Raw genomic sequence first — 18,116 nt, 5'->3', positions numbered from 1 at the left:
CGTAAGCCTCCTGGAATGCTGTGCAGTTCATGATGGCCGGTATCATGGCAACAGCGTTCGGGATTTACAACACATTGGCAGGCGCCGCCGCGGCACATGGGCGCAACGCGCCCCGGCCGTGGCGCCAGCGGTTGCGCTAGAGGTACTGCAGAGGCACTCGGCGCAGGTTGCAGAAGATCTGGTAGGCGATGGTCCCGGCGGCATGGGCCACGTCGCTGGCCAGCACCTGCTTGCCCCACAGTTCGACCGTGCTGCCGACGCCGGCATGGGGCACATCGGTCAGGTCGACATTGAGCATGTCCATCGACACCCGCCCTGCCAACCCGGTGCGTACGCCGTCGACCAGCACCGGCGTCCCGTTGGGTGCCAGGCGCGGGTAGCCATCGGCATAACCCATGGCCACCACGCCGATTCGGCTCGGCCGCTGGGTGACGAAGCGCGCACCGTAGCCCACGGCCTCCCCGGCAGGCAGCTCACGCACGCTGATGACCTTGGATTGCAGGGTCATCACCGGCTGCAGAGCGGCGCTGGCAGGCGTGGCGGTTTCGAACGGTGTGGCACCGTAAAGCATGATGCCCGGACGCACCCAGTCGCTGGGGATCCGCGGCCAGCCAAGCACGGCCGGGGAATTGCGCAGGCTGATTTCGGCTGACAGGCCTTGGCGCGCCGTGTCGAATACCGCCAATTGCTCGGTACTGCTCGGGCAGTCCAGTTCATCGGCGCGGGCGAAATGGCTCATCAGTACGATCTTGGCCACCTTGCCGCTGGCCAGCAGGCGCTGATAGGCGCTCTGGTAATCCTTGGGGTGCAGGCCCACGCGGTGCATGCCCGAGTCGAGCTTGAGCCAGACCTGCAGCGGCTGGCTCAACCGCGCCTGCTCGATGGCTTCGAGCTGCCACAGCGAGTGCACCACGCACCACAGCCCATGCTCGGTGATGAGGGGCAATTCGCTGGCTTCGAAAAAACCTTCGAGCAGCAACACCGGTGCCTCGATGCCAGCCGCGCGCAGTTGCAGGGCTTCCTCGATGCAGGCCACGGCGAACCCGTCCGCTTCGCCCTCCAACGCCTGCGCGCAGCGCACTGCACCGTGACCGTAGGCGTCGGCCTTGACCACTGCCAGTGCCTTGGCCCCGCTCATTTCACGCGCCAGGCGATAGTTGTGGCGCAGGGCCGAAAGGTCGATCGAGGCGCGAGCTGGACGCATGGCGGGCTTCTTGTGCAAAAGTTGACGAAGTCGCCCGGTTGTATACCGAACCGGGCGAGGAGCAGGTGTGAAACTTACGAGTGCGCCGGCGCTGACTGGCCTCGGCGAACCGTGTCGTGCGGCTGGCCGTAGCGCGATATGTCGAGACCGGCAGCGCTGATCTGCGGCGTTTTACGCGCGATCAGGTCGGCAAGCAAGCGCCCCGAGCCGCACGCCATGGTCCAGCCCAGGGTGCCGTGACCGGTGTTGAGAAACAGGTTCTTGAACGGTGTGGCACCGACGATCGGCGTACCGTCGGGGGTGGTTGGCCGCAGCCCGGTCCAGAAACTGGCCTGGGCCAGATCGCCCCCCTGTGGGTACAGGTCATTGACGATCATTTCCAGGGTCTCGCGGCGACGCGGGTTCAGGCTCAGGTCGAAACCGGCGATTTCGGCCATCCCGCCCACGCGGATACGGTTGTCGAAACGGGTGATCGCGACCTTGTAGCTCTCGTCGAGAATGGTCGAGGTCGGCGCCATCGCCGGGTTGATGATCGGCACGGTCAGCGAATAGCCCTTGAGCGGGTAGACCGGCGCCTTGATGCCCAATGGCTTGAGCAACTGCGGCGAATAGCTGCCCAGTGCCAGCACGTAGCGGTCGGCGGTTTCCAGCTTGCCGTCGATCCAGACACCGTTGATGCGGTCACCGGCGAAATCCAGGCGCTCGATGGCCTGGCCGAAGCGGAACTGCACACCCAGATCCTTGGCCATCTGCGCCAGGCGGGTGGTGAACATCTGGCAATCGCCAGTCTGGTCGTTGGGCAGGCGCAGGGCGCCGGCCAGAATGCCGGTCACCGATGCCAGGGCCGGCTCGACGCGGGCAATGCCCTCGCGGTCGAGCAATTCGTAGGGCACGCCGGACTGTTCCAGAACGGCGATGTCCTTGGCCGCGTTGTCCAGTTGCGCCTGGGTACGGAACAGCTGAGTGGTGCCCAGGGTGCGGCCTTCGTAGGCGATGCCGGTTTCCGCGCGCAGCTCGTCGAGGCAGTCGCGGCTGTACTCGGACAAGCGCACCATGCGCTCCTTGTTCACCGCATAGCGGCTGGCGGTGCAGTTGCGCAGCATCTGCGCCATCCACAGGTACTGGTCGACATCGCCGGTCAGCTTGATCGCCAGCGGTGAATGGCGTTCCAGCAGCCATTTGATCGCCTTGAGCGGCACACCCGGCGCGGCCCAGGGCGAGGCATAGCCCGGCGATACCTGCCCGGCATTGGCGAAGCTGGTTTCCATGGCGACGGCCGGCTGGCGATCGACCACGGTCACATCCATGCCCTGCCGAGCCAGATAATAGGCACTGACGGTGCCGATCACACCACTACCGAGTACCAGAACGCGCATGTGTGTCGCCCTCATCGCGGAAATCCGCTGACGTAAGATGTTAGGTCCGAAGATGTGGGCAGTATAAAAAGGTCCAGCCAGTGCTTTTCACTGTATGCAAGGCTATATTTGGCGACAATTCTCGGCCATCAGCGCTTTAACGGAGGGGCATCGCCTGTGCGTACCCAGCACCAGAGCAAACGCGAACTCGACAAGATCGACCGCAACATCCTGCGCATCCTGCAGGCCGACGGGCGCATGTCGTTCACCGAACTGGGCGAGAAGGTCGGCCTGTCGACCACACCGTGCACCGAGCGAGTCCGCCGCCTGGAGCGCGAAGGCATCATCATGGGCTATTACGCCCGGCTCAATCCGCAGCATCTGCGCGGCAGCCTGCTGGTGTTCGTCGAGATCAGCCTGGACTACAAGTCGGGCGACACCTTCGAAGAGTTTCGCCGCGCCGTGCTCAAGCTGCCCCATGTGCTGGAATGCCATCTGGTGTCGGGTGACTTCGACTACCTGGTCAAGGCACGTATCTCGGAGATGGCGTCCTACCGCAAGCTACTGGGCGATATCCTGCTGAAACTGCCCCACGTGCGCGAATCCAAGAGCTACATCGTCATGGAAGAAGTGAAGGAGAGCCTGAACCTGCCGGTGCCGGACTGATCCACAGACGCTTCAGACCAGCACCTGACGCGTACTGGCGATCAGCTTGTGCACCTGATGTTCCACGGCAGGGTCGATCAGCTCGGTGGGGCGCCGTCCGTTGGGGCACGGCAATGTCGGCGTGGTCCCGAACAGCCGGCAGATCAGCGGGCGCTCCTCGTACACCGTGCATCCCTGCGGCCCCAGGTGCACACAGTCGAGGCGGGCCATCGCGGCCTCCTGCTCGGCGGCCGTCTTGCGCGGCAGCCGGGCCATTTCCTCGGACGATGTGGTCACCGGACCGCAGCAGTCGTGGCAGCCCGGCACGCATTCGAACGAGGGAATCTGCTCGCGAAGAAAGCGGAGCTTGTGGCTGTTGCAGCTCATGACGGGTCACCTGGTGGGCAAGGCGCCATTGTGCCGCGCGGTTGCCGCCATGGGAAACCCCGGCTTATGCTGCGTCAGGTTTTCCACACACTGCCATCAGGACCCTATCCATGAATGCTCACGCCGAGCACGCCGCTTCGTACTACGCCGCCAGCCTGCACCGGCAGCCGGTATACCCGCCCCTGCTGGGTGAGGTCAGCGTCGACGTCTGCGTGGTGGGCGGCGGTTTCTCCGGGCTCAACACCGCCATCGAGCTGGCTCAGCGCGGGCTCAGCGTCGCGCTGCTCGAAGCCCACCAGATCGGCTGGGGCGCCAGTGGGCGCAACGGCGGGCAATTGATTCGTGGGGTCGGCCACGGCCTGGAGCAGTTCCGCAAGGTCATCGGCGACGACGGGGTGCGCGACCTGACCCTGATGGGGCTGGAAGCGGTCGAAATCGTGCGCCGGCGCATCGACCAGCATCGTATCGAGTGCGACCTGACCTGGGGCTACTGTGACCTGGCCAACAAACCGGCCCAGTTGCAGGGCTTCATGGAAGAAGCCGAGGCGCTGCGCAGCCTGGGCTACGCGCATGAGTTGCAGATCGTCGAAGCGCAGGACATGCGCAGCGTGGTCGGGTCGGATCGCTACCACGGCGGCCTGGTCGACATGGGCTCCGGCCACCTGCATCCGCTGAACCTGGCCTTGGGCGAAGCCGAGGTGGCGCGGCAGCTCGGCGTGCAGCTTTTCGAGCACTCGCGGGTGACACGCATCGAGTATGGCCCGCAGGTGCGCGTGCACAGCGCTCAGGGCCAGGTACGGGCACGCTACCTGGTGCTGGGCTGCAATGCCTACCTGAACGATCTCAACCCACAGCTGAGCGGCAAGGTGCTGCCTGCAGGCAGCTATATCATCGCCACCGAGCCGCTGGATGCCGAGCAGGCGCGGCAGTTGCTGCCGCGCAACACGGCGGTGTGCGACCAGCGCGTGACGGTCGACTACTACCGATTGTCTGCCGATCGGCGCTTGCTGTTCGGCGGTGCCTGTCACTATTCAGGGCGTGACCCGAAGGATATCGCCCAGTACATGCGGCCGAAGATGCTCGAGGTGTTCCCGCAACTGGCGGATGTGCGCATCGACTATCAGTGGGGCGGCATGATCGGCATCGGCGCCAACCGTTTGCCGCAGATCGGCCGACTCAAGGAACAGCCCAACGTGTTCTATGCCCAGGCATACTCCGGGCACGGCCTGAACGTTACCCACCTGGCCGGCAAGCTGCTTGGCGAGGCCATCAGCGGCCAGGCCAGCCGTGGTTTCGACCTGTTCGCCAAGGTGCCGCACATGACCTTTCCCGGCGGTCGCCACCTGCGCTCGCCGCTGCTGGCGCTGGGCATGCTCTGGCACCGGTTCAAGGAACTGGGCTAGCGCTGCGAACGCTGCAGCCGCCAGGAACTCGCACGACTACAGGCGCCAGAACGGCTTCAAGCCTTCGCTACGCGCCTGCTGCGCATCCAGGCCGATATCGCGCAACTGGTCCTTGTCCAGTTCCAGCAAGGCTGGCCGTGTGCGCAGGCGATGCAGCATCAGCGCCCAACGTCCCAGGTCTGCCGGTGCGCGCTCGGCGCAGGGGCGCAGCCTCGGCTCTTCCAGCAATTCTTCGGTGCGCAGCAGCAGACGTACATCGGTCAAGCCGTTCATGGCCGTTCTCCTTGAAGTGTTTGGACAGCAAGGCCATGGTGCCGCAGCCGAGGGCATCTCATACAGATTCAAAAAGGGCTTATGTTTTCCATACAGCCAGCTGACCTGCCGGTCTGAATGCTGTATTTTGGGCGCATCTGTATGGTTACCCGCGCGAGCGACCCTATGACCCTGTACATGAACCTCGCCCAGCTGCTCACTCGGCGCATCGAACAGGGCCTCTATCGCCCCGGCGATCGACTGCCCTCGGTGCGCGCCCTGAGCATCGAGCACGGCGTCAGCCTGAGCACCGTGCAGCAAGCCTATCGCCAGCTCGAAGACCACGGCTTGGCGGCACCGCGGCCCAAATCCGGCTATTTCGTGCCCACCGTCCGTGAGCTGCCGGCGCTGCCAGCGGTAGGCCGGCCCATGCAGCGTCCGGTGGAAATCTCGCAGTGGGACCAGGTGGTCGAACTGATGCGCGCCGCGCCGCGTGATGACGTGGTGCAGCTGGGCCGCGGCATGCCCGATGTCAGCAGCCCGACCCTGCGTCCCCTGCTGCGCGAGCTGGCCCGCCTGAGCCGACACCAGGCCATGCCAGGCCTGTACTACGATTCGCTGTATGGCACCCAGGCCCTGCGCGAGCAGATCGCCCGGTTGCTGGTGGACGCCGGTTGCCAGTTGAGCATTGGCGAACTGGTGGTCACCACCGGCTGCCACGAGGCGCTGTCGGCCAGCGTGCGCGCCATCTGCGAACCCGGCGATATCGTCGCCGTGGACTCGCCGAGCTTCTTCGGCGCCATGCAGACGCTCAAGGGCCTGGGCATGAAGGCTCTGGAAATCCCCACCGACCCGCTGACCGGCATCAGCCTGCAGGCGCTTGAACTGGCATTGGAGCAGTGGCCGATCAAGGCCATACAGCTGACGCCCAACTGCAACAACCCATTGGGCTACGTCATGCCCGAAGCCCGCAAGCGCGCGCTGCTGACGCTCGCCCAGCGCTTCGACGTGGCGATCATCGAGGACGATGTGTATGGCGACCTGGCCTTCAGCTACCCACGTCCGCGCACGATCAAGTCGTTCGACGAAGACGGCCGGGTGCTGTTGTGCAGTTCGTTCTCCAAGACCCTGGCGCCGGGTCTGCGGATCGGTTTCGTCGCCCCGGGCCGCTACCTGGAACGGGTGCTGCACATGAAGTACATCGGCACCGGGTCGACATCGACACAGCCGCAGCTGGCCATCGCCGAGTTCATCAAGGGCGGCCACTACGAACCGCATCTGCGGCGCATGCGCACCCAGTACCAGCGCAGCCGCGACCTGATGATCGACTGGGTCACTCGTTACTTTCCCGCCGGCACCCGCTGCAGCCGCCCGCAAGGCGGGTTCATGCTGTGGGTCGAATTGCCCGACGGCTTCGATACCCTCAAGCTCAACCGCCTGCTGCTCGACCAGGGCGTGCAGATCGCCGTGGGCAGCATTTTTTCGGCGTCGGGCAAATACCGCAATTGCCTGCGCATGAACTTCGCCAGCAAGCCCACGCCGCAGATAGAGGCCGCGGTGCGCGCGGTGGGCAGCTGCGCACGGCAACTGCTGGTGGAAAATCCACACCCCGATGCTGACCTTTGACGGCCTGCCAGGGTCGAACTGCACGCCTCCCCCTCTGCCAAGGATGATCGCTTTGCCCTGCCCCAGGCTGTTACCGCTGCTGTTGACCTTGATCCTGGCCCTGCAAGGCTGCGCCAGCGTGAACGCGCCGCGGGACTACAGCGAGATGTTACCGGCCGAACAATCGGCCTTCGGCAGGTCGGTGCAGGCTCAGGTACAGGCCCACCACGGACAATCGGGGTTCCGCCTGTTGTCGAGCAGCGATGAGGCGTTTCGCGCACGCGCCGAATTGATCCGCAACGCCCAGGGCAGCCTCGACCTGCAGTACTACATCGTTCACGACGGTTTCAGTACCCGAGCGCTGGTCGACGAGCTGCTCAAGGCCGCCGAACGCGGCGTGCGCGTGCGCATCCTGCTGGACGACACCACCAGCGATGGCCTGGACAAGACCATCGCCACCCTGGCCGCGCATCAGAACATCCAGATCCGCCTGTTCAACCCGACGCACCTGGGCCGATCCACCGGCGCCACGCGTGCAGTGGGCCGCCTGCTGCAACTGTCGCGGCAACACCGGCGCATGCACAACAAACTGTGGCTGGCCGACAACAGCGTGGCCATCGTCGGCGGGCGCAACCTGGGCGACGAATACTTCGACGCCGAGCCGGACATGAACTTCACCGACATCGACCTGCTCGGCTTCGGGCCGGTGGCCCAGCAACTGGGCTACAGCTTCGATCAGTACTGGAACAGTGCGCTGAGCCAGCCGATCGCCAACTTTCTGTTCACCGTTCCCACGGCCAGGCACCTGGCGTCCACGCGCGTGCGCCTGGAGCAGTCGCTGCTTGAATCCAGACGCCAGCACCATGTTCTCTACGAACGCCTGATGACCTATCAGAGCGCGCCACAGATGGACATCTGGCGGCAGCAACTGATCTGGGCCTGGGGCCAGGCGCTGTGGGATGCACCTACCAAGGTGCTGGCCCGCGGCGAGCCCGACCCGCACCTGCTGCTGACTACCCAGCTCGCGCCTGAGCTGACCCGGGTCAAGCATGAACTGATGTTGATCTCTGCCTATTTCGTACCGGGCGAGGCTGGCCGCGACTACCTCACCGGGCGCGCCGACGCCGGGGTCGACGTCAGCCTGTTGACCAATTCACTGGAAGCCACCGATGTGCCCGCAGTACACGGCGGGTACGTGCCCTACCGCAAGGCGTTGCTCGAACATGGCGTGAAGCTGTTCGAACTGCGTCGCCAGCCAGGTGACGATGGCGACGTGTCCCTGAGTTTCACCGGCAGTTCCGATTCCAGCCTGCACAGCAAGGCGATGATCTTCGATGCGCGCAAATCCTTCATCGGCTCGTTCAATTTCGATCCGCGTTCGGTGTTGTGGAATACCGAGGTCGGGGTGCTGGTCGACAGCCCGGAACTGGCAGCGCAGATGCGCCACCTGACCCATGAGGGCATGTCGCCTGCGCGCAGCTATCAGGTGCGCCTGGAAAATGGCCAGGTGGTATGGGACACCGAGGACCACCAGCAGATGCATACCCTCTACCGCGAGCCGGGTGACTGGTGGCGAAGGCTGAACGCATGGTTCAGCGAGGCAGTGGGGCTGGAAAAGATGCTTTGATTCCCCAGCCCCCCTGGCGATGGATCAGAGCTTGATCCAGGTGGCCTTCAATTCGGTGTATTTGTCGAACGCGTGCAGCGACTTGTCACGGCCGTTGCCCGACTGCTTGAAACCACCGAACGGCGCGGTCATGTCGCCACCATCGTACTGATTGACCCACACACTGCCGGCACGCAACGCCTTGGCCGTCAGGTGCGCCTTGGAGATGTCCGCCGTCCATACCGCGGCGGCCAGGCCATAGGCGCTGTCGTTGGCGATGCGCACGGCCTCCTCGGCAGTATCGAAGGTAAGCACCGACAATACCGGCCCGAAAATCTCTTCCTGGGCGATCTTCATGGCATTGGTCACGCCATCGAAAATGGTCGGTTCTACGTAAGTGCCGCCGGTTTCCTCGAGGATGCGCTTGCCGCCCACCAGCAGCGTTGCGCCGCCTTCCTGACCGGCCGCAATGTACGACAGCACGGTGTTCATCTGCTGGGTGTCCACCAGCGCACCGACGTTGGTCGCCGGGTCCAGCGGGTTGCCGGGTTTCCAACCCTTGAGCGCCTCGACCACCATCGGCAGAAAGCGCTCCTTGACCGAACGTTCCACCAGCAGGCGTGAACCGGCCGTACAGACTTCGCCTTGGTTGAAGGCAATGGCACTGGCTGCCGAATCGGCCGCGGCCTGCAGGTCCGGCGCATCGGCGAACACGATGTTGGGGCTCTTGCCACCTGCTTCCAGCCAGACGCGCTTCATGTTCGACTCGCCAGCGTAGATCATCAGTTGCTTGGCGATCCTGGTCGAGCCGGTGAACACCACGGTGTCCACGTCCATGTGCAGAGCCAGCGCCTTGCCCACCGTGTGGCCGTGGCCCGGGAGCACGTTGAGCACACCTTTGGGAATGCCCGCCTCGATCGCCAGCTGGGCGATGCGAATGGCCGTCAGCGGAGATTTTTCCGAAGGCTTGAGAATCACCGAGTTGCCCGTGGCCAGGGCCGGCCCCAGTTTCCAGCAGGCCATCATCAGCGGGAAGTTCCACGGCACCACTGCGGCGACCACGCCCACGGCTTCGCGGGTGACCAGGCCGAGCTGATCGTGCGGGGTCGGGGCGACTTCGTCGTAGACCTTGTCGATGGCCTCGCCGCTCCAGGCCAGGGCATTGGCCGAACCAGGCACGTCGATGTTCAGCGAATCGCTGATCGGCTTGCCCATGTCCAATGTTTCCAGAAGCGCGAGCTCTTCGGCATTTTCCCGCAGCAGGCTGGCGAAACGAATCAGGGTGGCCTTGCGCTTGGCCGGTGCCGCCTTGGCCCAGACGCCGGAGTCGAACGTGGCGCGGGCATTCTCGACCGCTCGCTGGGCATCGGCAGCGTCGCAGCTGGCCACCTGGGCCAACAGCCGGCCATCGACGGGGCTTACGCATTCGAAGGTCTGGCCCGACACGGCGTCGGTGTATTCGCCGTCGATGAACGCGCGCCCTTCGATCTTCAGCTGCTGGGCACGTTGTTCCCAGTCAGCGCGAGTCAGAGTGGTCATACGGATCTCCTGTGATTGAATGCAAAGCCCGGCCGTGCAAGGCTGGACGGGATGACATCGAACCACCCTAAACCACCGGTGTGACGCTTTTCAATATATTTGACACTTGGCGCACAGAGGCCCACGGATGTGCGTTTTATCCAACAAGCGAGGGGTTTCCTGCATGAACATCACCAGCATCGTCGATTTTGCTCAACACAGCGTCGCCCCGGAACGCTACCGGCCTGCGCCCGAGAAGATCCTTGGCGGCGACCCCGAACAGACACTGTTCAACCACTACCAGAGCCCCTGCGGGCAGATGAACGCGGGGGTATGGGAAGGCCAGGTAGGGCAATGGACAGTCAACTATACCGAGCATGAATACTGCGAAATCGTGCAGGGCGTCTCCGTGTTGCGCGACAGCCAGGGCAACGGCAAGACGCTGCGCGCCGGCGACCGCTTCGTGATCCCCGCCGGTTTCAGTGGCACTTGGGAAGTACTGGAAGCCTGCCGCAAGATCTACGTGGTGTTCGAAGCCAAGGATTAAGGCTGCTCCACACACCCCCTGTAAGAGCGAGTGCACCTGTGGGAGCGGGTTCTACCCGCGAAAGCACCCCCGCGATCCAGAATTCACACCAAAAAAAAGGCCCGCATCTTTCGATACGGGCCTTTTTCTGGTCGCCAAAATCAATTACTTGATTTTGCCTTCCTTGTACATCACGTGCTTGCGAACAACCGGATCAAATTTCTTGATCTCGATCTTGTCCGGAGTAGTACGCTTGTTCTTGTCGGTAGTGTAGAAGTGACCAGTACCGGCGCTCGAGATCAAACGAATCAATTCACGCATGATAAAGCTCCCTTAAACCTTGCCGCCATCGCGACGGATTTCGGCCAGCACGACAGTGATGCCACGCTTGTCGATGATACGCATGCCCTTGGCGGATACGCGCAGACGCACAAAACGTTTCTCTTCTTCAACCCAGAAGCGGTGATGCTGCAGGTTCGGCAGGAAACGACGACGGGTTTTGTTGTTTGCGTGGGAAATGTTATTCCCAGTCACCGGACCCTTACCGGTAACTTGACAGACTCTCGACATGCCTCAGCCCTCTAAAACCACATGCCCAACCCGGCATGGGTTGGCCGCTTATCTTTCAGTCATTTGGCGCACGGCGCCGCGTTTCTTCAGGGTCTTACCCACCTCACCGTAAAGGCAGAGGAACAGGGCCCTAGAAAAGAGCGCTGCTTTATACCAGAAAGCCTTGGGCGCAACAACTGCAGATGCACAATCAATGTGTCGCGCAACACAGCTACTGGCTCACGCGCAGCAGTGGCGGGCGTGCTGCGGCACGACCACTCGTCGCGCAAAAAAACGATTTAGGGATAGTCAACGCTGCCGGACATCTCTAGGGTAGGACTTTTCTCCAGACTGCATAGGCAGATGGGCCCTCGACACGCCAAGGAACACACCATGCGTCTTGCGACTTTGCCGTTCTTGCTTGCTCCCCTGTTTGCCTCTGCGCTGGCTCATGCCGCGCCGCTGACAGTCTGTACCGAGGCCAGCCCCGAAGGCTTCGACGTGGTCCAGTACAATTCACTGACCACCACCAACGCGTCGGCCGACGTGCTGATGAACCGCCTGGTGGAGTTCGATGCCAAAGCCGGCAAGGTCGTTCCCAGCCTGGCGGACAGCTGGGCCGTATCGGCCGATGGCCTGACCTACACGTTCAAGCTGCACCCCGGCGTCAAGTTCCACGGCACCTCGTACTTCAAGCCCGACCGCGAGCTCAATGCGCAGGACGTACTGTTCAGCTTCCAGCGCATGCTCGACCCGGCCAACCCCTGGCACAAGGTCGCGCAGAGTGGCTTTCCGCACGCCCAGTCGATGCAGCTGCCGGGGCTGATCAAGAAGATCGAGGCGCCTGATCCGCTGACCGTCCGGTTTACCCTGGATCATCCCGATGCGACGTTCCTGGCGACCTTGAGCATGGGCTTCGCCTCGATCTATTCGGCGCAATACGCCGAGCAACTGATGCAGGCCGGTACTCCGGAAAAACTCAACAGCCAGCCGATCGGCAGCGGCCCGTTCATCTTCGTACGCTTCGAGAAGGACGCCGTGGTGCGCTACAAGGCCAACCCGGATTACTTCGCCGGCAAACCTGCGGTCGACCCGCTGCTGTTTGCCATCACCCCGGACGCCAACGTGCGCCTGCAGAAGCTGCGGCGCAACGAGTGCCAACTGACCCTCTCGCCCAAGCCGCTGGACATTGCCGCAGCCGCCGACGACAAGAGCCTTCAGGTGATCAAGACCGAGGCCTTCATGACCGCGTTCCTGGCCATCAACAGCCAGCACCCGCCGCTGGACAAGCCTGAAGTGCGCCAGGCGATCAACCTGGCGTTCGACAAGGACAGCTACCTCAAGGCCGTGTTCGAGGGCACTGCGGAGGCGGCCAATGGGCCCTACCCGCCCAATACCTGGAGCTATGCGCGGGACCTGCCGGGTTACCGGCAGGACACCGCCAAGGCGCGTGAATTGCTGGCCAAGGCCGGCCTGAAGGACGGCTTCAACACCACCATCTGGACCCGCCCATCGGGCAGCCTGCTCAACCCCAACCCCAGCCTGGGAGCGCAGCTGCTGCAGGCGGACCTGGCCAAGGTCGGCATCAAGGCCGAAATCCGCGTGATCGAATGGGGCGAGCTGATCCGTCGCGCCAAGGCCGGTGAGCATGACCTGTTGTTCATGGGCTGGGCTGGCGACAACGGTGATCCGGACAACTTCCTAACGCCGCAGTTTTCCTGCGCGGCGGTACAGTCCGGGACCAACTTCGCGCGCTATTGCGACAAGACCCTGGACAAGCTGATCAGTGATGGCAAGGCGGTGACCGACCAGGCCCAACGCAGCAAGCTGTACCACCAGGCCCAGATGCAGATCCAGCAGCAGGCGCTGTGGCTGCCACTGGCACACCCGACGGCGGCCGTGCTGGCCCGCAAGGGCGTCGAGGGGTACAGCGTCAGCCCGTTCGGCCGGCAGGACTTTTCCAAGGTGTCTGTGGGTAAATAGGACGCAGCGAGGCCACTCACATCCAGCCATGCTCGACCATCGACAGCGGCTCGCCTTCGCCGATGATGATGTGATCGAGCACGCGCACGTCGACCAGTGCCAGTGATTCCTTGAGGCGCTGGGTCAGCGCGCGGTCGGCCTGGCTCGGGGTCGGGTTTCCGGAAGGGTGATTGTGCGTCAGGATCAGCGCTGCGGCGTTCATGGCTATGGCCCGCTTGACCACTTCGCGCGGATACACCGCCGCACTGTCGATGGTGCCGCGAAACAACACCTCGAAACCCAACGGCTGGTGCTTGGTGTCCAGGAACAGGCAACCGAACACTTCCTGGCGCTCATGGCGCAGCTTGGCCTTGAGGTAGCGGCGTACCGACTCGGGATCTTCCATGGCCGGTCCGCGGTTCAGCCGCTCGGCCATGTAGCGGCGGTTCATCTCGATGGAGGCCTGCAGCTGGGCGTATTTGGCAGGCCCCATGCCGAAGTGCTGGCTGAAGGTTTTCTGGTCGGCCTCGAGCAGGGCCCGCAGGCCGCCGAATCGGATCAGCAGGTTGCGCGCCACGTCCACGGCGCTGTGACCGGCCACGCCGGTACGCAGGAATATCGCCAGCAGCTCGCCATCGGAAAGACTGCCCGGACCATGCGCCAGCAGGCGCTCACGTGGCCGCTCGGCCTCGGGCCAATCGCGAATACTCATCCCCACTCCCTGTCTGTGAGCCTCGCTGTTCCATAGCGAGCGCTGTGCTATCTTAGCGCAACTTTTTGCACGGCGACCCGGCCCCGGGAGGCGGTTTCACCGTGGTGTTATTACCAGATGATAAAGGCAGGCCTATGCAGCGGCTGTATCGAAAACGCATCATTCTGGGCGTCGGCGGCGGCATTGCCGCCTACAAGAGCGCCGAGCTGGTACGTAGGCTTCTGGAGCAGGGTGCCGAAGTACGCGTGGTAATGACCAAGGGCGGCAGCGAGTTCATCACGCCGCTGACGCTGCAGGCGCTTTCCGGCCACCCGGTACACATGGACCTGCTCGACCCCGCGGCCGAAGCCGCCATGGGCCATATCGAGCTGGCCAAATGGGCCGACCTGGTGCTCATCGCCCCCGCCACTGCCGACCTGATGGCGCGCCTGGCGCAGGGCATGGCCAACGACCTGCTGACCACGCTGGTACTGGCCACCGATGCCACCGTGGCCATCGCGCCGGCCATGAACCAGGCCATGTGGCGCGATCCGGCCACCCAGGACAACCTGCACCTGCTGCGCAGCCGTGGCCTGAAAGTCTTCGGCCCGGCTGCGGGCAGCCAGGCCTGTGGCGACATCGGCCTGGGCCGCATGCTCGAAGCCACCGAGCTCGCGCTGTGCGCGGCCGACTGCTTCGAGCACCTGGCCTTGACCGGCAAGCACGTGCTGATCACCGCCGGCCCGACCCAGGAAAACATCGATCCGGTGCGCTACATCACCAACCACAGCTCCGGCAAGATGGGCTTTGCCCTGGCCGAAGCGGCCGTCGAGGCCGGCGCTCGCGTCACCTTGATCTGTGGCCCGGTGCACCTGCCCACGCCCGACCGCGTGACGCGCATCGATGTGGTCAGCGCACGCGACATGCTCGCTGCCTGCGAAGCCGGCATGCCCTGCGACGTGTTCATCGCATCCGCGGCCGTGGCCGACTACCGCCCCGAAGTGGTGGCCGCGCAGAAGCTCAAGAAAGACCCGGCCAGCGGTGACGGCCTGCTGCTGCAGATGGTACGCAACCCGGACATCCTGGCGACCATCGCCGGCCGCGCCGATCGCCCTTTCAGCGTCGGCTTCGCCGCCGAAACCGAACACCTGCTCGACTATGCCGCGCGCAAGCTCCAGGACAAGAACCTGGACTTGATCGTGGCCAACGACGTCGCCAACCCCAGCATCGGTTTCAACAGCGAAGAAAACGCCTGCAGCGTGATCGACCGCCAGCTGCAGACCACTGCTTTCGCCCAGACCAGCAAGGGCAAGATCGCCCGCCAGCTGGTTTCCTTCATCGCCAAGCGCCTCGATCAGGTTTAACGACATTCATGCACGCCCTTCAAGCCAAAATCCTCGACCCACGCCTGGGCCGGGACTTCCCGCTGCCGCACTACGCCACACCCGGCTCCGCCGGCCTGGACCTGCGCGCCATGTTGCAGCAAGACACACTGCTGGCACCTGGGCAGACCTTGCTGATTCCTACCGGCCTGTCGATCTACATCGGTGATCCGGCCCTGGCGGCGCTGATCCTGCCGCGCTCGGGCCTGGGCCACAAGCATGGCATCGTGCTGGGTAATCTGGTCGGCCTGATCGACTCCGATTACCAGGGCGAACTGATTGTTTCGTGCTGGAACCGTGGCCACACCGAGTTCACCCTGACAGTGGGCGAGCGCATCGCCCAACTGGTATTGGTACCGGTGGTGCAAGCCCATTTCGAGCTGGTCGAAAGCTTCGACGAAAGCCAGCGCGGGACCGGCGGTTTCGGTCACTCCGGCACCCAGTAGACGGCCATGCAGAGCAGGCGGCCGTGGCGAGACCATGCCGTTCCAACGCGTTCAATGCGGAGATGACAGGTGAAAGGATTTCCTCGCAATGCCAAGACGGCCGAGCACGGCCAGGCTTCGAACGCACGGCCCAACGCCGGCAACCAGGCGTTGCTGCTCGCCATTGCCGGGGTGCTTGCCGCCCTGCTGCTGATCTGGTTTCTGGTGGTTGCACCGCTGGCCGGCCGCGCCTTCCAGAACGCCGAGGCGAGCGCCGCCGCGCCTTTCATCGCGGGCCTGGACGCTGCGATCGCGCGTCAGGCCGGCCAGGCGGCCGCCCTGGCCCATTCACCTGCACTCATGGCCGCGCTGGCCAGCCAGGACCCCGCAGGTATCGCCCAGGCCGCCAGTGCAGTGCCGTTGATCGACGGCCTGCAAGGCGTGCGCCTGAACCTGCCGGGACAGGCCAAGGTCGACCAGCAAGGCGCGGCCCCGATCAATTTTGCCGTACTGGACATGCTCAGCCGCGCCGAACGCGGCGTTGCCACCCCGCCTGAAGCCTACAAGGTCAACGGACGCTGGTGGATCTACACCGTCGCGGCCGTCCAGCAAGACCCGCAGTCACCCGTGCTGGGCACACTGCTGCTGGGGTTCGACATGCAGCCACTGGTCAAGGCGCTGGCATTGCCCGACGCCGAGTTCGGCCAGTTGCGCCTGCAGCAAAGCGTACTGGGCAGCCCACCGCAACTGCTGGTCGAGCAAGGCAGCAACGCGTCTGCCACACGCTATCCGTATGCGACCTCCAACCCCAACTGGCGCCTGGAATTCAGCCCGGGGCCGTTGTTCCAACCGCCCTTCGCCTGGAGTTCGCTGGGCCTGATGATGCTGGCGGCGGCAATTGCCATTGGCTGCGCGGCGCTGGCAGTGCGTCTTGCCCAGCGCCAGCTGTATGCGCGCATCGAGGCCGATGCGCGGCAACTCGAGCAGTTGCTCGACGAGTTGTCCGGCGGCAAGGCGGTCAAGGCGTTTGGCCTCAGCCTGGCGCCGCTCAATGGCCTGGCACAGGGCCTGGCGCGGCTGTCGCTGCGTGAAGGCAGCGCGCAACCCACCGACGGCACTGCCGCTGCGCCAGCGCCTGCTGCGGACAATTGGACCAATCCGATCTTTCAGGACACCGACATGCTCGAAGTCGACGCGGCGGAACCTGTCGCCCACCTGGGCACCCTGCCACCGGCGCTGCCCGACGGGATCTTTCGCGCCTATGACATCCGCGGCATCGTCGGCAGTACCCTGAATGCCGACACGGCCTACTGGGTCGGCCGCGCCGTCGGTGCGCAAAGCCTGGCCATGGGCGAGGCCAACGTCAATGTCGGCCGGGACGGACGCCTGTCCGGGCCGGAGCTGGTGCAGCCGCTGATCCAGGGGCTGGTCGACGCCGGCTGCCACGTCAGCGACGTGGGCCTGGTGCCGACACCGGCGCTGTACTATGCCAACCACGTGCTGACCGGACGTTCCGGGGTGATGCTCACCGGCAGCCACAACCCGCCTGAATACAACGGCTTCAAGGTGGTGATCGCCGGCGACACGCTGGCCAACGAACAGATCCTGGCATTGCACCAGCGCCTGCTGCACAACGACCTCAGCCAGGGCCAGGGCAGTGTCGAACAGGTGGACATCCTGCCGCGCTATGTCGCGCAGATCCGCGATGACATCGTGCTCACCCGTCGACTCAAGGTGGTGGTCGACTGCGGCAACGGCGCCGGCGCGGTGGTAGCCCCGGAACTGATCCAGGCCCTGGGGTGCGAGGTTATCCCGCTGTTCTGCGAGGTCGACGGGCATTTCCCCAACCACCACCCGGACCCGAGCAAAGCCGCCAACCTGCAGGCGTTGATCGCCAAGGTGGACGAAAGCGGCGCCGACCTGGGCCTGGCCTTCGATGGCGACGCCGACCGTGTGGGCGTTGTGACCAACACCGGTCGCATCATTCATCCAGATCGCCTGCTGATGCTGTTCGCGCGCGATGTGCTGTCGCGCAATCCCGGTGCCGACGTGATCTACGACGTCAAGTGCACGCGCCGCCTGGGCCCGCTGATCAAGGAGCACGGCGGGCGTCCGGTGATGTGGAAGACGGGGCATTCCCTGATCAAGAAAGAGATGAAGCGCACTGGCGCGCTGGTAGCCGGGGAAATGAGCGGGCACATCTTCTTCAAGGAGCGCTGGTTCGGCTTCGACGACGGCATCTACAGCGCCGCGCGACTGCTGGAAATCCTCAGCCGAGAAAACCTCAGCGCCGAAGAGGTGTTCGCTGCATTCGCCGACGACGTGTCCACGCCCGAACTGAATATCCCAGTGACCGAAGACAGCAAATTCAGCCTCATCGACGCCTTGCACCAAAGCGCCCAGTGGGGCGACGCGCAGCTCACCACCATCGATGGCGTGCGCGTGGACTACCCTAGAGGCTGGGGCCTGGTCCGTGCCTCCAACACCACGCCGGTGCTGGTGACACGCTTCGAAGCCGAAGACGCCGAGGAACTCGAACGAATCCAGGGCGTCTTCCGTACCCAGCTGTTGAAAGTCGCACCTGACCTGCACCTACCGTTCTGACC

Annotated in this window: 17 protein-coding genes; 9 read left to right on the top strand and 8 right to left on the bottom strand. The window is 64.2% G+C overall.

The genetic code is table 11. The annotated features are described in order from the left end of the window. Window positions 1-136: 136 nt before the first annotated feature. Both alr and dadA read right to left on the bottom strand, forming a co-directional pair. The gene (alr, locus tag IFT80_RS15525; RefSeq protein WP_192137836.1) at window positions 137-1,204 is read right to left on the bottom strand and encodes an alanine racemase; all 1,068 of its coding nucleotides are present in this window, start codon (window positions 1,202-1,204) and stop codon (window positions 137-139) included. Window positions 1,205-1,278: 74 nt separating this feature from the next. Further along, entirely contained in the window at window positions 1,279-2,580 is a 1,302-nt protein-coding gene (gene dadA, locus IFT80_RS15520; RefSeq protein WP_192055116.1) for a D-amino acid dehydrogenase, read from the bottom strand. Between the two features lie 156 nt (window positions 2,581-2,736). Between dadA and IFT80_RS15515 the strand changes: the two genes are divergently transcribed. Then, the gene (locus IFT80_RS15515; protein ID WP_043192202.1) at window positions 2,737-3,225 is read left to right on the top strand and encodes an Lrp/AsnC ligand binding domain-containing protein; all 489 of its coding nucleotides are present in this window, start codon (window positions 2,737-2,739) and stop codon (window positions 3,223-3,225) included. Between the two features lie 12 nt (window positions 3,226-3,237). Here IFT80_RS15515 and IFT80_RS15510 read toward each other — a convergent pair whose 3' ends face one another. Then, entirely contained in the window at window positions 3,238-3,591 is a 354-nt protein-coding gene (locus IFT80_RS15510) for a YkgJ family cysteine cluster protein (RefSeq protein ID WP_122479951.1), read from the bottom strand. A 110-nt stretch (window positions 3,592-3,701) separates the two neighbouring features. Here IFT80_RS15510 and IFT80_RS15505 point away from each other — a divergent pair, with 110 nt between their 5' ends. Beyond that, window positions 3,702-4,994, top strand: coding sequence for an NAD(P)/FAD-dependent oxidoreductase (locus IFT80_RS15505; protein ID WP_122479952.1), 1,293 nt, complete (start codon window positions 3,702-3,704; stop codon window positions 4,992-4,994). A 36-nt stretch (window positions 4,995-5,030) separates the two neighbouring features. Here the strand turns inward: IFT80_RS15505 and IFT80_RS15500 are convergent, their stop codons facing one another. Beyond that, window positions 5,031-5,267, bottom strand: coding sequence for a DUF1127 domain-containing protein (locus tag IFT80_RS15500; RefSeq protein ID WP_122479953.1), 237 nt, complete (start codon window positions 5,265-5,267; stop codon window positions 5,031-5,033). Between the two features lie 165 nt (window positions 5,268-5,432). On the opposite strand from IFT80_RS15500, the gene IFT80_RS15495 reads away from it, so the two are divergent. Together IFT80_RS15495 and IFT80_RS15490 are read left to right on the top strand one after the other, a co-directional pair. After that, entirely contained in the window at window positions 5,433-6,872 is a 1,440-nt protein-coding gene (locus IFT80_RS15495) for an aminotransferase-like domain-containing protein (protein ID WP_192103100.1), read from the top strand. A gap of 43 nt (window positions 6,873-6,915) precedes the next feature. Continuing rightward, a complete protein-coding gene (locus tag IFT80_RS15490; protein WP_192137835.1) occupies window positions 6,916-8,478 on the top strand; it encodes a phospholipase D family protein in 1,563 nt (520 codons plus the stop codon). A gap of 24 nt (window positions 8,479-8,502) precedes the next feature. On the opposite strand, the gene IFT80_RS15485 is transcribed toward IFT80_RS15490, so the two are convergent. After that, complete coding sequence (locus IFT80_RS15485) at window positions 8,503-9,996, bottom strand: aldehyde dehydrogenase (RefSeq protein ID WP_122479956.1); 1,494 nt, start codon at window positions 9,994-9,996, stop codon at window positions 8,503-8,505. A gap of 163 nt (window positions 9,997-10,159) precedes the next feature. On the opposite strand from IFT80_RS15485, the gene IFT80_RS15480 reads away from it, so the two are divergent. After that, window positions 10,160-10,522 (top strand): cupin domain-containing protein, encoded by a 363-nt coding sequence (locus IFT80_RS15480; protein ID WP_122479957.1) that lies wholly within the window; start codon window positions 10,160-10,162, stop codon window positions 10,520-10,522. Between the two features lie 144 nt (window positions 10,523-10,666). Here the strand turns inward: IFT80_RS15480 and rpmG are convergent, their stop codons facing one another. Together rpmG and rpmB are read right to left on the bottom strand one after the other, a co-directional pair. Further along, entirely contained in the window at window positions 10,667-10,822 is a 156-nt protein-coding gene (gene rpmG, locus IFT80_RS15475) for a 50S ribosomal protein L33 (RefSeq protein WP_022960960.1), read from the bottom strand. A gap of 12 nt (window positions 10,823-10,834) precedes the next feature. Next, the gene (gene rpmB / locus IFT80_RS15470) at window positions 10,835-11,071 is read right to left on the bottom strand and encodes a 50S ribosomal protein L28 (RefSeq protein ID WP_122479958.1); all 237 of its coding nucleotides are present in this window, start codon (window positions 11,069-11,071) and stop codon (window positions 10,835-10,837) included. A 372-nt stretch (window positions 11,072-11,443) separates the two neighbouring features. On the opposite strand from rpmB, the gene IFT80_RS15465 reads away from it, so the two are divergent. Beyond that, on the top strand, window positions 11,444-13,033 hold the full coding sequence (locus tag IFT80_RS15465; protein WP_192059351.1) for an ABC transporter substrate-binding protein: 1,590 nt from the start codon (window positions 11,444-11,446) through the stop codon (window positions 13,031-13,033). Window positions 13,034-13,049: 16 nt separating this feature from the next. Here the strand turns inward: IFT80_RS15465 and radC are convergent, their stop codons facing one another. Continuing rightward, window positions 13,050-13,724 (bottom strand): RadC family protein, encoded by a 675-nt coding sequence (radC, locus tag IFT80_RS15460; RefSeq protein ID WP_122479960.1) that lies wholly within the window; start codon window positions 13,722-13,724, stop codon window positions 13,050-13,052. A 134-nt stretch (window positions 13,725-13,858) separates the two neighbouring features. On the opposite strand from radC, the gene coaBC reads away from it, so the two are divergent. From coaBC to IFT80_RS21650, 3 genes are all read left to right on the top strand, one after another. Next, the gene (gene coaBC / locus IFT80_RS15455) at window positions 13,859-15,067 is read left to right on the top strand and encodes a bifunctional phosphopantothenoylcysteine decarboxylase/phosphopantothenate--cysteine ligase CoaBC (RefSeq protein WP_122479961.1); all 1,209 of its coding nucleotides are present in this window, start codon (window positions 13,859-13,861) and stop codon (window positions 15,065-15,067) included. 8 nt (window positions 15,068-15,075) lie between these two features. After that, window positions 15,076-15,531, top strand: coding sequence for a dUTP diphosphatase (gene dut / locus IFT80_RS15450; protein WP_192137834.1), 456 nt, complete (start codon window positions 15,076-15,078; stop codon window positions 15,529-15,531). Window positions 15,532-16,689: 1,158 nt separating this feature from the next. Next, entirely contained in the window at window positions 16,690-18,114 is a 1,425-nt protein-coding gene (locus IFT80_RS21650) for a phosphomannomutase/phosphoglucomutase (protein ID WP_244652453.1), read from the top strand. Window positions 18,115-18,116 lie beyond the last annotated feature (2 nt).

Origin of the sequence: Pseudomonas sp. CFBP 8771, from assembly GCF_014841695.1 — a bacterium.
In the GTDB taxonomy this organism is placed as follows: Bacteria; Pseudomonadota; Gammaproteobacteria; order Pseudomonadales; family Pseudomonadaceae; genus Aquipseudomonas; species Aquipseudomonas baltica.
This window is presented reverse-complemented; position numbering and strand designations above follow the sequence as displayed.

Excerpts from the sequence above, each read along its gene's own strand:
- dadA (WP_192055116.1), bottom strand. The coding sequence starts at position 2,580 with ATGCGCGTTCTGGTACTCGGTAGTGGTGTGATCGGCACCGTCAGTGCC.
- radC (WP_122479960.1), bottom strand. The coding sequence starts at position 13,724 with ATGAGTATTCGCGATTGGCCCGAGGCCGAGCGGCCACGTGAGCGCCTG.
- rpmB (WP_122479958.1), bottom strand. The coding sequence starts at position 11,071 with ATGTCGAGAGTCTGTCAAGTTACCGGTAAGGGTCCGGTGACTGGGAAT.
- rpmG (WP_022960960.1), bottom strand. The coding sequence starts at position 10,822 with ATGCGTGAATTGATTCGTTTGATCTCGAGCGCCGGTACTGGTCACTTC.
- IFT80_RS21650 (WP_244652453.1), top strand. The coding sequence starts at position 16,690 with ATGCTCGAAGTCGACGCGGCGGAACCTGTCGCCCACCTGGGCACCCTG.
- IFT80_RS15490 (WP_192137835.1), top strand. The coding sequence starts at position 6,916 with ATGATCGCTTTGCCCTGCCCCAGGCTGTTACCGCTGCTGTTGACCTTG.
- IFT80_RS15505 (WP_122479952.1), top strand. The coding sequence starts at position 3,702 with ATGAATGCTCACGCCGAGCACGCCGCTTCGTACTACGCCGCCAGCCTG.
- coaBC (WP_122479961.1), top strand. The coding sequence starts at position 13,859 with ATGCAGCGGCTGTATCGAAAACGCATCATTCTGGGCGTCGGCGGCGGC.
- IFT80_RS15495 (WP_192103100.1), top strand. The coding sequence starts at position 5,433 with ATGACCCTGTACATGAACCTCGCCCAGCTGCTCACTCGGCGCATCGAA.
- IFT80_RS15480 (WP_122479957.1), top strand. The coding sequence starts at position 10,160 with ATGAACATCACCAGCATCGTCGATTTTGCTCAACACAGCGTCGCCCCG.
- dut (WP_192137834.1), top strand. The coding sequence starts at position 15,076 with ATGCACGCCCTTCAAGCCAAAATCCTCGACCCACGCCTGGGCCGGGAC.
- IFT80_RS15465 (WP_192059351.1), top strand. The coding sequence starts at position 11,444 with ATGCGTCTTGCGACTTTGCCGTTCTTGCTTGCTCCCCTGTTTGCCTCT.
- IFT80_RS15500 (WP_122479953.1), bottom strand. The coding sequence starts at position 5,267 with ATGAACGGCTTGACCGATGTACGTCTGCTGCTGCGCACCGAAGAATTG.
- IFT80_RS15485 (WP_122479956.1), bottom strand. The coding sequence starts at position 9,996 with ATGACCACTCTGACTCGCGCTGACTGGGAACAACGTGCCCAGCAGCTG.
- IFT80_RS15510 (WP_122479951.1), bottom strand. The coding sequence starts at position 3,591 with ATGAGCTGCAACAGCCACAAGCTCCGCTTTCTTCGCGAGCAGATTCCC.
- alr (WP_192137836.1), bottom strand. The coding sequence starts at position 1,204 with ATGCGTCCAGCTCGCGCCTCGATCGACCTTTCGGCCCTGCGCCACAAC.